Source organism: Janthinobacterium sp. GW822-FHT07H10 (assembly GCF_058798675.1).
On record NZ_JBXAKS010000005.1, the window covers coordinates 331,779 to 347,176 of the forward strand.

Annotated in this window: 12 protein-coding genes; 6 read left to right on the forward strand and 6 right to left on the reverse strand. The window is 54.3% G+C overall.

All coding sequences use genetic code 11. The features are described 5' to 3' along the window. Positions 1-96: 96 nt before the first annotated feature. The 4 genes from AC1RDJ_RS14765 to AC1RDJ_RS14780 all read right to left on the reverse strand — a co-directional run bounded on the left by AC1RDJ_RS14765 (position 97) and on the right by AC1RDJ_RS14780 (position 5,323). Positions 97-3,597 carry a DEAD/DEAH box helicase gene (locus tag AC1RDJ_RS14765; RefSeq protein ID WP_493027857.1) on the reverse strand — a complete coding sequence of 1,167 codons (3,501 nt, stop codon included), beginning with the start codon at positions 3,595-3,597 and terminating at the stop codon, positions 97-99. Next, positions 3,584-4,363, reverse strand: a complete 780-nt coding sequence (locus AC1RDJ_RS14770; RefSeq protein ID WP_493027858.1) for a HamA C-terminal domain-containing protein — start codon at positions 4,361-4,363, stop codon at positions 3,584-3,586. Before AC1RDJ_RS14770 ends, AC1RDJ_RS14765 begins: the two co-directional genes overlap by 14 nt. A gap of 223 nt (positions 4,364-4,586) precedes the next feature. Beyond that, complete coding sequence (locus AC1RDJ_RS14775) at positions 4,587-4,916, reverse strand: hypothetical protein (RefSeq protein WP_493027859.1); 330 nt, start codon at positions 4,914-4,916, stop codon at positions 4,587-4,589. Positions 4,917-4,963: 47 nt separating this feature from the next. Next, a complete protein-coding gene (locus tag AC1RDJ_RS14780; protein ID WP_489627765.1) occupies positions 4,964-5,323 on the reverse strand; it encodes a helix-turn-helix domain-containing protein in 360 nt (119 codons plus the stop codon). Positions 5,324-5,579: 256 nt separating this feature from the next. Between AC1RDJ_RS14780 and AC1RDJ_RS14785 the strand changes: the two genes are divergently transcribed. The 5 genes from AC1RDJ_RS14785 to AC1RDJ_RS14805 all read left to right on the forward strand — a co-directional run bounded on the left by AC1RDJ_RS14785 (position 5,580) and on the right by AC1RDJ_RS14805 (position 10,880). Further along, positions 5,580-5,846 (forward strand): transposase, encoded by a 267-nt coding sequence (locus AC1RDJ_RS14785; protein ID WP_493027932.1) that lies wholly within the window; start codon positions 5,580-5,582, stop codon positions 5,844-5,846. Continuing rightward, a complete protein-coding gene (locus tag AC1RDJ_RS14790; protein ID WP_493027933.1) occupies positions 5,734-6,264 on the forward strand; it encodes a transposase in 531 nt (176 codons plus the stop codon). The genes AC1RDJ_RS14785 and AC1RDJ_RS14790 overlap by 113 nt, the downstream gene beginning before the upstream one ends. 237 nt (positions 6,265-6,501) lie before the next feature. Beyond that, complete coding sequence (locus tag AC1RDJ_RS14795; RefSeq protein ID WP_493027860.1) at positions 6,502-8,391, forward strand: SIR2 family protein; 1,890 nt, start codon at positions 6,502-6,504, stop codon at positions 8,389-8,391. A 221-nt stretch (positions 8,392-8,612) separates the two neighbouring features. Next, complete coding sequence (locus AC1RDJ_RS14800; protein WP_493027861.1) at positions 8,613-9,839, forward strand: argonaute/piwi family protein; 1,227 nt, start codon at positions 8,613-8,615, stop codon at positions 9,837-9,839. A 102-nt stretch (positions 9,840-9,941) separates the two neighbouring features. Next, positions 9,942-10,880 (forward strand): bacteriophage abortive infection AbiH family protein, encoded by a 939-nt coding sequence (locus tag AC1RDJ_RS14805; protein WP_493027862.1) that lies wholly within the window; start codon positions 9,942-9,944, stop codon positions 10,878-10,880. 1,273 nt (positions 10,881-12,153) lie between these two features. On the opposite strand, the gene AC1RDJ_RS14810 is transcribed toward AC1RDJ_RS14805, so the two are convergent. Beyond that, positions 12,154-13,068: a hypothetical protein gene (locus tag AC1RDJ_RS14810; protein ID WP_493027863.1), complete on the reverse strand. Its 915-nt coding sequence runs from the start codon at positions 13,066-13,068 to the stop codon at positions 12,154-12,156. A gap of 535 nt (positions 13,069-13,603) precedes the next feature. Beyond that, positions 13,604-13,990 carry a zinc-ribbon domain-containing protein gene (locus AC1RDJ_RS14815; RefSeq protein WP_493027864.1) on the reverse strand — a complete coding sequence of 129 codons (387 nt, stop codon included), beginning with the start codon at positions 13,988-13,990 and terminating at the stop codon, positions 13,604-13,606. Between the two features lie 854 nt (positions 13,991-14,844). Between AC1RDJ_RS14815 and AC1RDJ_RS14820 the strand changes: the two genes are divergently transcribed. Continuing rightward, positions 14,845-15,234 (forward strand): hypothetical protein, encoded by a 390-nt coding sequence (locus tag AC1RDJ_RS14820; RefSeq protein WP_493027865.1) that lies wholly within the window; start codon positions 14,845-14,847, stop codon positions 15,232-15,234. Positions 15,235-15,398 lie beyond the last annotated feature (164 nt).

A 15,398-nucleotide genomic window follows, 5' to 3' on the forward strand; every position in this document is an offset into this window, starting at 1 on the left:
TCGATAGGCATAACGGCGGTTAGCACGCGCCACAGTCGCGGCAGGTGCGCGCTTCTGGTCATCGATCCAGGCATAGAGCATCTTGGCCGTTCCCGTTTAGGCATCGACAGCCGGCCAGCGCAACTTTCCGCGGCCGACGCGTAGGGCATCCACGAGCCGGGTTTTGCCCGGCAAGCGTCCCGAGAATAGGCTGGGCTTGGGATCAACCGCTGGCTTCTTGAAGACGGCGATCCGCTGGTAGTCGGGGGTTGCCAGCCAAGTCCGGCCATCCCCTTCGTCTGTGACGATTCGATAGAGGCCAGCGGGCGGGGAGGACTCGGTATCGAGCAGGCGCTTGTAGCGTTCGACGGACCATTTCTGGATGCTTCCGCTGAGAGCTTCGGTTCGGAAGCGGGCCCATAACGCGGAGGTCTCGGGTGTTGGCCAGTCGCCTGCGTCGGTTTTGGCAGTAATCTCGTCGGATTCAAGCCAGGCCCGCATTTCTGCGGGCGTGACGAAGACTGGCTCAGCATCTTCGATGGCTGCCATTGCCGCGCGCCGTGACGGTAGGCCTGCGCGGATCAGCATCGCCATCATGAACTGCGGGACACCGGTTTCGACCGTAGCCGCAGCACCGCCCGCCACCGTATCCGGCGACCAGCCGAAGGACATGCGCCGGGTGCGGACGGCTTCTAGCGCCCAGACTAGCCGATAGGTGAAGGCATCTTCGACCGCCCGCATGTTCTGTGGTCCAATCTTGGAGACTTCTTCCCCGGACACCCAACTACGTAGGATAGCTTTCCAGTTCGGCGGCAGCGCGTTCGCCTGGTCGGGGATGAAGGGCCGCATGAACAGCAAGCGCTCGCCGAGTCCGCAGAGAGCATCGGCGAGTTCGTTGATGTCGCCGTTTAACGCTGCACTATCTGCCTGGTCGATGAGTTCGGCCAGCTCGTCCGCCATAGCATCGATGAGGAGGCCAGCTTCGAGTCCGACTCCCATAGCGAAATGCCCGCGTCGCGTCGGGGCCGTGGTGGCTTTCCAGATGAGACCAGCGCGTGCTTCGAATACCTTCCGGTGCAGTGGAGCGACATCCTCGTCCTCCCGAGCAATTTGGCGAGCCCAGAGCGACCCCCTGAGCGCCTCGTCCAGAAGCTTAGGTAGATCGGCGCGATCAGCGTCTAGGGCTTCGATCAGACCGAATACGGTGGCGTCGAGGCGTTCGACGAGCTGCGACAGTGGCTCCTCGTCGATGGTTTCCTCCTCGTCGTCCGTCTCGTCTTCATCGTCGGAGATAGCGTCGTATTCCACTGCGGCGGCCAGTCGTTCTGCCACCTCTGCTTCTTCGTCAGGTGACCTCCAAGCCTTGCGGGCGTTGGCGAGATATTCCCAAGCGTCATCTCGATCCAGGACGCCCTCGCGCGATAGCCGCTCAAGGATTTCGGTAACGATTTGGATAAGGCCGCTTTTAAGCGTCCTGGCCTTGGCAGAGACGACCAGTTCCCTCCATTCTTTCTTTCGCCAATTGATTTTGTCGAACATGACATGGACGATCAGCCCCTCGACATCGACGAATGCACGTCCGGCGCGGCCGGCCACGTTCGCGAACTCCTCGCCTTTGATCTTTTCTGAGGCGCGATATAGCGCGGGCACAAGCAGCACGGCAGCGTTGAGATTGAGGCCCTGCGAGAGCGTCGGCGAAGCGACAATGACCTTTAGCGCTCCTTCGGATAGGAGCAGTTCCAGTTCCCGAAGGAACGGGCTCGGCAGTCGGCCGTGATGAATGGCAACGCCCACCTTCAGGCTGGCCACGGCTGGGTGATCCTCGCCCAGCCATTCCTTGCCGACTTCCAGGGCGCGGGCGATCGAAGCCTCGTCTTCCAGCAACGAGTCCAGATAGCCGCGCTTGCAGAGGTCCACGACTTGTTTGCCGTAGCTCTCTACCCAGTTTGCTTGGGTAGAGAAGATCAAGGTGCGCTTGCCCTGGCTCGCGAACTCCCATGCCGCGAACAGAGCGAGGTGCGAGTTCTTGCGTGGATAGGGCTTCTTCTCCTTTCCGAGCGCTGTTTTTTCCGCGACGAATTTGTCAAGGAAGGGGCCATCGTCGTCTAAATCGAGCCGTAGTAGCGCGTCCTTGCCTCTCCAGGTAAGCGCGCCGAATCTCTGGCGCGTTGGGCGCCAGTCGGAACGCACCGGCTCCCCGGGTTCGTCGGAGCGAATCCAGGCGGTAAGGTCGTCGAGTTCGTCGCCGCTCGGCAGGATCGCGGAAAGGCAAACTATTCGGCGTTCTGCCGCATCCGCGCGCCGGAGCAGGCGCTGCACGAGAGTCTCATAGCGGATTTCGCGCTCACTAGGACCGATCATGTGGCCTTCGTCGAGTACGATCAGGCCGACATCGTCAATCAGCGACTGGTCGCTTCTCAGCGCGAAGTCGAGTTTTTCGGGTGTCGCAATGATGATCTCGCGTGTGCGGAGGGCGTCTTCATCACCGGCCGAAAGACCGCTAGCGCCGTAGAGAGAAGAGACGCCGAACCCTAGTGGCGCGAAGGTCTTCCTGAAAGAGCGTTCGGTCTGGGCCGAAAGAGCGCGCAGCGGTGTGACGATCAGCACCCGGCGTGCGGAGGATAGGGTCATTAACGCGGCAATCTCTGCCACCCGTGTTTTGCCCGCGCTGGTCGGCAGGGCGACGACCAGATCGTCCGTGACGTCTGTGGAGCGCTGGGCGGCTTCGCGTTGCGAGGGCCATAGCTCCACCTCCGAGGTCTTGCGGGCGTAAAGCGAGGAAATGAATAACCGCCGCAGGTCGGGATATTTTTCCTCTGCACCCTCGGGCGGCTCAGTCGGTAAATTCTGGTGTAGCGAGTGTTGCCACAGGTCGTCGATCAGATGACGGCATAGGTTCGAGATCCACCACAGCGGGACGTTCTCAGCGTTGTTGGCAAGCCCGACAGCGGTGGTAAGCAGCACTCGTGCGGCTTCGATCGGCTCGACCTCGCCCGTCTCAAGCCCGAAGTCGAAAAATGCCAAGGCACGGCAGATCGTCGTATTGAGAATTGTCGACAGTACTTCGTCGACGTCGGCGTCTTCGCTCTGCAGCGCCGCCGCGATCTGCTCATCGCCGTGAGCCCCGTCATCCAACCAGTCGCGAACGAAGCCGCGAAGTTGGTCGAGATCGCGCAGTATCAGGTGTCGGATCGCTATTTCGCCTGGCGAGACGTTAAGGTCTTCCTCGGTCTCGTTGAATATCGAATAGGCGACGGCCGAGAAGCCTGCTAGGTGGTAGGCTGCAGCAGCAATGGTGCGGCGGAATCCGCGATCAGGCGACTCTGGGTCGCCATTGCGCACGAGGGCTTCGAAGGCGTTGGCTGCGCGCTCAAAGGCCTTGCCAGTGAGTTCCGAAGCACCAGCCCGAGCACGCAGGGCCATTGCGCCTCGAAGCAGGGCAAAACCGTGCTCGGCAAGATCTGTTTCGATGGTTGCGCCAAGTGGCGGAGCGTTTTGCGGCAATACGCCATCCTCGCGCATCAACGACCAAGCTGCACCGCGATAGAGGAGGCGCCCGAGGATACCGTCAACAGTAGCGGCCTTAAGAAAGGCGCTTAATTCTTCAGTTGTCTCCAAGATCTTCCGCCTCCAGGTACATTGCCGCAATGAAATCCTGATGGTCCTCGACGTGAATGTTCACGACGTAGTGGTCCCTGTTGGTTCCAGTGGCTTCAAGGTTCTCTTTCAGGGAAGCGTGAGGGCCGTTACCCGACACGGTGAAGAGCATGTGGTCGATGCGATCGGCGCGCATGGACTTAAGACCCACTTCGTCGCGAAGATCGCGACCCAGCGCGTTATCGCCAGCGTCGTTGCTGTCCAGCAGACGATTGGCGACAAACAGCAGCGAGTCCGGCGTGCAGCGGCCATTGTCGCGGTCGAGGACCTTGCGGGCGGCGGTGACTGTGGTTTTGCCAAGCTTTTGGTTACTTTTAGCCTCACCCTTTAGTAGCCAGAGCTTATTGTCTTGGCCGTAGCCCGCGCCGATGAAGTCATCGCCGCGCATGGCCATGTTACGGCCGTCCTTGTAACGGAGCCGGCGCACCGGCACCCGCAGACCGATCTCTTCCTCCACCAGTTCAGTCGCGAGGATTTCGCCAAGATCGCCAGAGCGCCCCGTGGCTGTCTGAGGCATTGCCTCGCTGAGGATCTTGGCAGCAACCTTGTATCCGAGCCGCCCTACATCATCGGCGATGCGTTCGAGCCGGTCATAATGCGAGCGAATAGTCTCAACAAGATCCTCCCGGATATCGTCACGGCCGCCGACCTTCTCGACATAAGTCCAATAATACCTGCGCTTGTCATTTTCTTTAGTGGACTCACACCACTTCTCATATAGCCCCACGGCACTTCCCCCCGATCAATCAGTTCCAGTTCTGATAGCGGTCATGGGGCACCGGCGAGCACACCGTGACGACTGCTATTACCTAATATCCACTCCACGAGCACTTCCAAAAAAGCATCGTGAGTTGGCGCGCCGTATGCATCCGATCACTATTCACTGTAACCGACGTAGGATGTAACGATGGCGACCTCACAGATGATGGAGGTGACGGACAAGGGCGAGATTAGGCCAGCATGGTGGCGCTGTCAGCTTCCTGCTGTGCGCGCTGATCTTTGATGATCGCGCGGGTTTGCTTGGCAGTAAGCGGGGCTTTGGTCTTCGAGTCCTCATAGAGATCGCCATAAGCCAAGACTTTGGCAACGGTGTATCGCTTCCCATTCGGGCTGTTTTTTGTCATTTGCAGTGCGATGACTTCGGGGTCAACGTTCTCTTCGAGCATGCGACCGGCGCGCTCAACAGCAGAGCCTGCCCGCGATGCCGGGCTTGAGACTTTTTCGATTAGATCGGCGGCACCGTCAGCGACGTTCCCCACGAAGTTAGTAGATTTCGACATGCTTGGACTCCTTCTGAACGCCCACTAAGGGGCCTTGCTTGGTGAATTTAGGCAGAAGACAATTTCTTAATCTGTGCCACGCGTGACTGAGAAATACCAATGCGCTTTGCTACGTCCGTCTGTGTTAGCCCTTGGTTGAGCAACGACAACACAGCGCTATTTCGATCTTCAATAGTTAGTAAGTGAGGCGCAAGTTGAGTCGCCTGACTTACATCACTTGCTAACCATTCGTTATGCTGGACACGTCCATCCCGATGCTGCACGTTCGTTGACACCATCCCGGTTCGGTTATCGACCTGAAGAGAAAAACGCACGACATCCGGGTTGTTAGTCAGGTGCTGCGCCAGCTCGCCGAACTGCTGATGAACCTCATTGGCCTGTAAAACCGGAAGTGGTACGGGCGCCATAGGCCTTGGCATCTTGATTTGCTCCGAGATGTTATTTCTAATATTAACTATATTAGAAATTCCTGTGGCATGTCAACATCGCTCGCAGATTGTTGTGCGGCATGGTGTCGGGATTGTTGGAAGACCTCACAGAACCTCGCGCAGTTGGCGAAACTCTGCTGTCGGCCTTGTTCGACGTCATGGCCCCAGTGGGGGCTAAGTTCCTGCGGAGAGGGGAAGCAGGTGCGCAGCAGTTATCGAGAGCGGACGTCCTCGCATTGACGACCGCGCCGCTTTGACCGACATCCTGTTCGTCCTCAAGACAGGCTTGCATTGGGAATATCTTCCCCGTGAACTGGGCTGCGGCAGCGGCATGAGTTGCTGGCGGCGCCTGCATGCATGGCAACAGGCCGGTGTGTGGCAACGCATCCATGACGCCATGCTGCAGCACTTGCTGGAATACGACCAGGTTCAATGGGTACCCGCCAGTGTCGACTCGGTCAGCGTGTCATCGCCCCCTCGGCGGACGGAATACCGACCCTAATCCCTCCGACTGCGGCAAGCTCGGATGCAAGCACCATCTGCTCGTCTATCAACGCGGCCTGCCTCTGGTGGCGAGCATATCGGGGGCTCAGGTACAAGACTCACGGATGTTGATCCCACTGCTTGACGCAGTCCCTTCAATAGCCGGCCTTGCGGGCCGACCACGCAAACGTCCGGCCAAACTGCATGCCGACAAGGCCTATGCCTCGCATGCCCATCGGACTTGGTTGCGCAGCCGTGGCATCGCTCCACACAGAGTCCGTTACGGCATCGAGTCGCGCGATCGCCTGGGTAAATGGCGCTGGCTGGTCGAACGCACGCGGGGCTGGTTGCACCGCTTCCGCCAATTACGCATCCACTTCGAACTCCGTGCCGATATCCACCAGACGATTCATTCAGCGGTTTTGTTAGCGTTCTAAGTAATTTTCCATTTTCACTGTCTAAAAGTTTGACTTAATGTTTATAGCGTGAAGGATAGGCGAACTGAAAATTGCGGAAGAAATCGAGATGGTCGATTTTTAGGAAGTATGGCTCAGGTGATAATTTGTGAGTTTTTCAATTGAGTAATAATGATATTATCTAGATAATAGAGCTATCTTGGAAATTGCGTTGACGTGGGTAGGACAAACGATAATAGAAGAAAGTAAAGGAGTACGGTGCCTAGTTCATTTCCGATTGTCTCAGCAGCACAGTTTTCAACTGCTTTAGCCTTAAGGCCTAACTTGGTAGCCTGGTTCTTGGGCGCTGGAGCATCTGCAGCCTCTGGAATTTCAACCGGCTACAATATGATCCGTGACTTCAAAACGCAGATATTCTGTCGAGAAAACAATCTCACTAAGCGGGAAATTGACGTTGGCGATCAGGTGTGGATTGACCGAATCGACGATTTCTTTAGACGCACCTCGATCCTTCCTCCGGACGGTGATCCCACCGAATATGCCGCAGCATTCGAGGCGGTTTATCCTCACCCAAGACACCGCAGACAGTACGTTGACGATGCCATCGCGAAGGGTAAGCCATGCTTCGGGCACCGAGTACTGGGCAGCTTGATTGCCGCTCGTAAGGTCGATTGTGTGTTCACGACAAACTTCGATCCTCTGGTTGAAGAGTCCGTGGGTTCAGCTAATACGCTGCTGCCGGCTATGGAGCAGGCGAGACCGATAGTAGCGGCCATCGACTCGGGCGAGCGCGCTATGCGGTGCTTGAATGAGTCGGACTGGCCCCTGGTTGCGAAGCTCCACGGCGACTATCAATCTGTCGCCATCAAAAACACAGGTTCCGAACTGGAGAAGCAGGACGAGCGGATGCGACACGTGCTGGTCGAGGCCAGCAAGCGTTTTGGAATGGTATTTGTCGGCTATAGCGGCCGAGATGCTTCGGTCATGGATACTTTGGCGTCTGTCCTGAGGGAACCTGCGCCGTTCCCTAACGGCCTTTACTGGGTGGCTTCATCGGCATCTCGGCTATTACCTGCGGTCACTGAGTTTCTTGAGCATGCACATCTCGCTGGTGTGGATGTGGCTGTTGTCGAGTGCAAGACGTTTGATGAACTGGCAGCTGAAGTCATTAAGCATGTTGACCTACCTCAGCCGCTGATGGATCACGTGATGAAGGGGCGAGCCACTCCACGCTTGGTGCCAGTTGTACTTCCTGATGCGCAGGCGAGAAAGTTTCCTGTGCTTCGCTACTCGGCGCTCCTGGTCGAGTCGCTTCCAACAAAGGCACGGCGAATGACGCTCACGCAATCCACGACCTCACCCGAGGTGAGAGCACTACTTAAGGAGCACCAGTGCAGGGCGGCTGTCGCCGCGAATGGTCATGAGCTAGCGGTATTTGGGAACGATCAAGATGTTTTGGCCTCGCTCGCGTCTATGGGCGCCACGATAGCGGGAACCGTGGAGCTGGATGCAACCAAAGATAGCTGGGCGCACGGACTTCTGTATGACGCTTTGGTCAGAGCTTTGTCGAGATATCGTCCACTCGCTCCACGACTCAAACGTTCAGGTCACTCGCTTGTCGTCGCGGCACCTCGAGACAACGAAAAGGAGGAGCGCGCGGTAAGGCGTGCCCAAGGACTAGCCGAACTTCGGGCCGCGTATGGAAGTCCCTTGACCGGTATAGTTCCAGGTCTCGACTTCCCATTCCAAGAGGGAATTTTTCTGAAATTAGAGCTGATTGAGGATCGCTGGTGGTGCGGCTTTGAACCGTACACCTTTGTGGACATACCCAGAGCGCAGACATCTGAGCTTTCTCTACAAAGAGAGACGGCAGGTGTCGAACACATTGCATTGGACTTATCTCGGGAACGCCGGGGTGGCGACCCTGCAGGTGACTGGCGTAGAGAGCGCTGGGCGCAAAAGTACAACAGGAACTGGGCGGCGATTATTGATGCGTGGACGAAGCTGTTGACGACAAGTCAAGACGATACAGTACACGCCTTTGGGTTAGATGAAGGTGCAGGTATTGATGCAATGTTCAAGATTTCGAGGTTCACGGGGTGGAGTAGACCTAGTCACCATCACACATACTTTGATAGGAGCAAATGATGGCCAGCTCAGCTCAGGCCTCTATGCTCCCGCCATATTCATTGTTAGAAGAGCCGTTACTTACCTTTTCTCCATCCGATCCTAGCCAGGTAGACGTACACCCGTTGAGGGGGCTCGCCAACTTTGGGCCATATTCGAAAGGCTCCTTTGGTGGGTACACCTCACGGATACGGATTGCTACCGTTGGACCGGAAAGCGCATTCAAGCGCCGCGGCCAACTGATGGCATCTCTTCGTGCATCGTATCAAGCTAGCGACCGCTCAGAATACGTGCCACTGTATCCTGGTTTTGAAGCGCTCTTTCATGTGAAGATCGATGCTGCAGTCGGCGCGCACATCAAGTGGCCTGATTCCCTGAGCCAGCTTCCTGGTGAGGGAGACCCGCAGGCAAGGCTGTTTCAAGCCATGGACAGCGCTCTGCGTCGCTTAGATACCGTACGCAACGAATTCGACGTTGTGCTGGTGCACTTTCCAGATAGCTGGGCCCCCGCGACGCGAGGTAAGCTCTTCGACGCGCACGATGCGCTCAAAGCGCTCGGGGCAAAGTACAGCATCCCTACCCAGGTGCTCAATGATCGAGCGTTTACGTTCGCGCACAAGGCATCACTTGCCTGGCGCCTAGCAACGGCACTTTACGTGAAGGCGGCAGGGACACCTTGGAAGTTAGCGCCGCTAAAAGGAGTGCCTACCGATACCGCCTATATTGGCCTTGCTTATGCGCTGCGCGGCGATCAACGTGATGCGCACTTTGTGACTTGTTGCTCACAAGTTTTTGATATGGATGGTGGGGGTATGCAATTCGTGGCCTTTGAGGCTCGTGATCCGGTATTGAATGTCGCGGAGGCCAGGAGGAATCCGTTTCTGAGCCGTGACGATATGCGTGCGGTTCTTGCTCGAAGCCTAGAGCTATACCAAGGGCGAAATGGGGGAGGCTTGCCTAAGCGGCTGGTGATCCACAAGACCACGGCGTTCAAGCAATGCGAAATCGACGGGGCTTTCGATGCACTGGCAGGTGTGCCGGAGATCGAATGTGTCGAGATAGGCGCTGCATCCTGCTGGAGAGGTGTCTGGCTGATCCAGAATAACCAGCTGCAGCCTCCAACAAAGCCTTCGGGCTACCCTGTTCCGCGCGGGACTATGGTTATCCGCTCGGGCAATTCGGCGCTCGTATGGGTTGCTGGCAATGCACCTCAGGTCTCGAGCAAAGGTGACTACTACCAAGGAAAGAAAAGCATTCCCAAACCCATTCAAATTATTCGGCATGCAGGCAGCGGACCGCTCGAGCTTATCGCTCACGAGGCGTTGGCTTTGACGAAAATGGATTGGAATAACGACGCCTTATACGACCCTGTCCCTGTCAGTATCCGGTATTCCCAGCGACTCGCGCGAACCATTGCGAACGTCCCGGATTTGCCAGGTAATGTTTATCCTTATCGACTTTTTATGTAAAAAGAGAGAGGGTACGGTGCGATTACTTTGTGTAGCTTAAAAGCTTCCATACTACCGAAAAAACTTTGGTAGAGTTTATTAACATTGAATCGAAAGGTGCAGATGAACTTTAAAGAGCGAAAACCTGATGGGGATGGAAAGCCGAGCAGTCTTTACATCATCGGAAATGGTTTTGACTTGTGGCACGATATACCCTCTGGATATGAGCACTTCAAGGAATATGTGCGCCTGCGTGACCGAGATTTATTTCAAGCTGTCGAAAACTATCTTCCTGCAGGGGATGAATGGTGGTCTCTTGAGACTGCACTAGCCGAAATCGATGTTGTGAACATCATCGATGACAACAGCCACTTCATGTCATCCTACGGTGACGATAACTGGAGCGATTCTGGGCATCACGATTTCCAATATGAAGTTGAGCAAGTTGTTGAGCGGCTTTCAACCCAGCTTAGAGCGCGTTTTGGTGAGTGGATAAGGAGTCTGCCGATCCCAACCCCTACGACCGCACTAAATCTCCTTAAACGCATTGATACGAATGCGGCATTTTTGACCTTTAATTACACTTCAACACTTCAGAACCTCTACGACGTGCCTGAGTCGCATGTGCTGCACATTCATGGTGAAGCAAGAATGCCGGACAGCGAGTTAATCCTTGGTCATGCATGGAATCCTGCGCAGCACAAATCTCTTAATGACCGTGATGATATTGATGAAATTGACACGAGGTTGATGGAAGTACACTCTATCTTAGACGGCCATTTTTTGCGGACATTTAAGCCTTCAGAGCAGTTAATTCAGCAACATCGATCTTTTTTTGATTACCTCGATGAGGTGAGCTCGGTGTATGTGCTTGGACACTCACTATCAGACGTCGATCTTCCTTATTTCCAAGTCTTGCTGAAGAGCCCGAAAGTCGCGTCAGCAGACTGGCATGTTGCCTGCCGCAAAGCGCATGAGAAATTAGATAAGCGTGAACGATTGATTCAGTTGGGGGTAGGCGCCAAAAATGCGGTGGCTGACCTGTGGATAGATTATTGCTAATCGGGCGAAGGCACGGGCGTTTAAGAACGCCTAACAAAACCGCTGAATGTATCTCCTGCAGATGAGTATGCAGGCAGGCGAGAGAAGCGCCTGGTGGATATCGGCACGGAGTTCGTAGCGGAAGCGTAATCGGCGGAAGCAGTGCAGCCAGCCCAGTGTGTGTTCGACCACCAAGCACCATTTATCCAGGGGGCGCGCGACTCGATGTCGTAGCGGGCTATGGCTGGAGCGATGCCATGGCAGCGCAACCAGGCCCGATGGGCACGCGAAGCATAGGCCTTGTCGGCATCCTTGGCGGCCTAGCGGGACAGGTCGGAGTCCTTGATTTGCTAGCGGATGTTCGGGGAGGGGGCAGGCTTGGGGATGAATGCGTGAGCTCATGGACTGAAGTTTATGCGATGTGCTGCAACCGGTGGGACGATCTCGGTGGCAAACCGCCGATCAACTCGTCAAGCACAGCTCTGGCGCGAAACAGGGCCATGCTGAGACGAGGAATATGATCGCACGAAACTAAACATCTATGGACACGACCAGCTCTCCCTTAACGCCTTATTTCCTGGGGAAAAAGCGTATGCCCAGAGACTATCTATTCGTAGGTATTACAATCGGGGCCGTTTGTTTCTCTGGGCGACATTTTGTTAGACGATGTTAGTCTGGAACTAATACGGAAGGTAGTATCTGCGCTAACACAGATTCCTCAATAGACCTTCGCTCGTAAATATAGCGTGCACTACCAGATAAGGGTCCAAGCACCAGTGGAGCCGAATCTGAGACATCATGCGTCAAGAGGACGGTACACGCTGGTTGCTCACCAACTCGTACTGTTTCATGTAAAACGCCGGTTTGGACATCGTATGATGAACCAATGTTGTATGTGACGCGACTACACTCCTCCAGCCTAAGCTTTACGTCCGTTTTCACCAGTATAGATCGTTCATCTGAATATTCAGTGCGATAAGTAGAAAACTCAGGTCCATTGCGGGAAATTTTATACTCAACATTTGTCACCGCACCAGCAAGTATCCAACTTCTAAATTCAAAGAGGTGATCATGAATTTGACATTCAGCGGATTGTTGAGCACCACCGACCACCGGCCAATAGTGTAGGCGAAGCTTACGGGGACCTTCAATAAGAAGCGTGCACGCGATGAAGCCTAGTGGATGCATCTTAAATGGCACGCCAAGTTCACGACGAAGTGAAAACAATTCAACGAGTCCAATCTGATTCCGATTCAGGAGGCTTTCAATCTTTTTTATCGAGAACGTCATTTATTTAATAAGGATCATTTGGAGAGTTTATACACGCAAGCAACCTGGCGACATTTAGATTCGCAAGATTTACCTCATCGAAAATATTCGCACAATTAATTGCTTCTCGCAGTTTAGCCTCGTCCAGTACATCGGCAAACTCCAGTTTTCCACAGCACATCATTTCTTTTGACTGTCGTTCCGTTAGACGAACTTCGTCTTTATAAGAATCATAGAAGTACGTCCCTACGTCTGCCCTTAGTGCAGACGCTTCCTTGTCTTCCTTGGTGACTACAACGTAAAGATCAGAAATATCCAACCGAAAGGCGGAAAAGTGATCTACGAAAAATAGACGAATACGTAGTTGCGGTTCGGAGAACTGAAATTTGAGAGCAGTAATTGCAGTTGCAAGTATTTCTTCTTGTACGACCTGACAGGTCCACGCAGTACCTGACTTCCCGGATTTCAAGCTCCTTCTATAAGTCGCATAGGCAGTGCAGAGTTCATCGTTCTTCGGATTTAAAATGCAAATTGTAATATCCCTTCCAATTCCCTCAATTCTTGCCGCTTCAGCTAGTTTTGGAATAGTTGTAGCCCGCGTGTACCGGCCACATGCTCCTTTATAAATCCAGGAACGTGTTCCATTTGCAGCGGTCTTGAGAAGTGGATTAATTTGCTTTGGCGCCACGACTTCAATTACCGAGCGCTTGACAATGCTAGGCGTTAACCAAAAGACAAAAGCACCTATGAATACTGCTAGAAATAGGGAAACGACGAGATTATCAAGCAAGGAGCCAAACAATGAAGTAATGGTGAGTAACAGTTTTGGATCGAAGTAAGGCAAGACAAAAAAACGTGCACTAAGCGCCAACAGGAGTATGAGCAACACAAAACCAAAAAAAGTTCTACGGTAATGCTGTTTCGAGAGGATTTCGTCCATTGATATCCAAAATTAAGAATAATTTAAACACGGAAGGTTTGAAAGCTTGAAAATGAATGATATATTGAAAAATATTTACTCCGGCCGATTCCTGATCAGCGTCCCATTCAGACCTGTTTACACCAAGTTCCACGAGCGAGTCAATATTTCTTTAAGTGGAAATGAAATATCCCCCTCTGGTTGCAAATTTCATCATTTTTAGTGCGCGATAAAAGTAGAGGTTACCTGGCCAAGACAATCTTCAATTTTGGCACGGCGCCACAAAGTGCCATGTTAGATGAGTCATAACCACAGCCCCGCAACCAGCGAGCAAAATCCGAGGTCACATCGAGAGCCACAAGCATATGACAGGCTGTATCTGTCGGATACTCTATCCTTCGCCATCCGTTATAGCGAAGGAAGGCCAGCTTTTGCTTGGTCACAGCAGGGCAGGGGGATAGACAGGTAAAACCCGATCTCGTCGTTGGATTCGGCAGCTCCGCGAGTCAGGCCACCGTCAAGGCTGGTCAGTATGCAAACGATTAAGGTAGCGTGCTCATTGTGAAATTCCAGCAACTGAACAATCAGCAGCCTCAAGTTGCTTCCACTTGGCATAGTTGCTGTCATCTTTAGCCTGCAGATACGCTGCCGAAACCATGCTTGCTTGTACGCACACATCCATCTGCGCTCCTGACGCCTTGGCAATGTTGTACTGCTTTACAGCATCGGTGGCGACTTGGGCCTCGATACTGCTCATGTTCTTGGCAGCCTGTTTTTCAAGTCCGCCACCGAAGTAATACCAGACGATGCCAATGGCAAACACAGCCCCGAGCACCTGCGAAAGCATGTTTGCTTTATTCTTAGGGGTAACTCCGCATTTAGGGCAGGTCTTTGCCTCGCTACTGACCTGCGCGCCACATTCATGGCAAGCTTGTAGGGCCATATACTTCCTCACTCTAGAGGCATCTTTGCGTGCCTTATCGCGCAGGAATTATAGGGAAATCGATCTTGCTGAATCTATTCAATTGTCACTTTGCGTAATTCTCAAACCAGTCTTAGAATCTTCATAGTGAATCGCCACGAGTTCGCTAGACGCTCTTCAGACGCTCCAAATACTGCTTTTCGCAATTGGGCGGGTTGGGCGGCTCCTGATGGCCCGTCCACCACCAGCGCGTGGCCCAGCGCACGAAACTGATGATGGGCTAGTTTATCGTAGCCAACTGTGCCGCTGAAGCGCGCAAAAGCAGGCGTTCTGCTGCTGCCTCGATCAGATAAGCCATCCTTCGCCGGCAGTTATGGCTAGGGACGGCCAGCTTTTGCTAGCGCGCGGCATGAGTCGCTGCAGGGCAGGGGAGATCGACAGGTCAGACCCGATCTCGTCATTGGATCAGCCAGCTACGAGATCGCACGCTATCCGTTCGACAAACTGCGCAGCAACGTACCCTTTCGTAGTTGCTCTGGTGGGTGACCGCCCCAAAACGTGAACGTCTCCTTTCCGGCAAAAATGGACCAACAGCGGCATTTGTGTTGGATCCGGCTCAAAGAAATGCGCCGAAAGTTACCGTCCAGCAGCTACTGGCTATGCGGTGCCAACATCTTCCCGGCTCGCCGGCTACACTTGAATGTACTGGTATGCCCAAGACATGTAGCGGTAGACAGAAAAAGCTTGACCTTCCCGCCATTGGAACGATTACAGTGTGAATATGGAAAAGGACTCATAATTTTCGACTCGTATCTCAACCAGGTTGGCTGCATTCCTTTAAAACGTTGATGAAGACTACTCGCTCCACGCGCTTATTGACGATGTTCGTCGCGATACTCAGCATGCTGTTCATGCAGCATGCTGCAGCAGCGTACCTGTGTCCGGGCGCGCCGCAGGCGGGGAGTAATCAGACTGCATCCATGCATGCAATGATGATGGCCATGCCGGACATGCCCGGTTGCACCGGCATGGATACGGACCAATCGACCCTGTGCCATGTCTACTCGCATGGCGACGCCGCCAGACAATCCCTGGACAAGATACCTGGCGCCGACCTGCCGTCTTTCGTCGCCATTGTCGTGCCGCTGTTGTGGGTGGTTCTTGACGTACCCATCCTGCCGGAAGTCCGTCCGCCCTTGGATGTGGCCTTGGCGCGCTCCACCGCACCGCCCATTGCCATCCGCCATTGCTGTTTCCGCATTTGACACTGCAGATTGCCTAGAACGTTGCCGTCTCGCCATCTTTGGTGTGACGCTATTGTCCATTGCATTCTGGAGATCCCATGTCACTCTCGTACTGCGTGCAGACGCACGCACGCGCAGCGCGTCTTCGCCCTTGGCGAAAGACGGCGCTTGCATTCGCCCTGGCA

What these genes read in the sequence shown, in the direction of transcription:
- AC1RDJ_RS14815 (WP_493027864.1), bottom strand. Translation starts at nt 13,990, where the DNA reads ATGGCCCTACAAGCTTGCCATGAATGTGGCGCGCAGGTCAGTAGCGAG.
- AC1RDJ_RS14800 (WP_493027861.1), top strand. Translation starts at nt 8,613, where the DNA reads ATGGCATCTCTTCGTGCATCGTATCAAGCTAGCGACCGCTCAGAATAC.
- AC1RDJ_RS14780 (WP_489627765.1), bottom strand. Translation starts at nt 5,323, where the DNA reads ATGGCGCCCGTACCACTTCCGGTTTTACAGGCCAATGAGGTTCATCAG.
- AC1RDJ_RS14810 (WP_493027863.1), bottom strand. Translation starts at nt 13,068, where the DNA reads ATGGACGAAATCCTCTCGAAACAGCATTACCGTAGAACTTTTTTTGGT.
- AC1RDJ_RS14790 (WP_493027933.1), top strand. Translation starts at nt 5,734, where the DNA reads ATGACGCCATGCTGCAGCACTTGCTGGAATACGACCAGGTTCAATGGG.
- AC1RDJ_RS14805 (WP_493027862.1), top strand. Translation starts at nt 9,942, where the DNA reads ATGAACTTTAAAGAGCGAAAACCTGATGGGGATGGAAAGCCGAGCAGT.
- AC1RDJ_RS14775 (WP_493027859.1), bottom strand. Translation starts at nt 4,916, where the DNA reads ATGTCGAAATCTACTAACTTCGTGGGGAACGTCGCTGACGGTGCCGCC.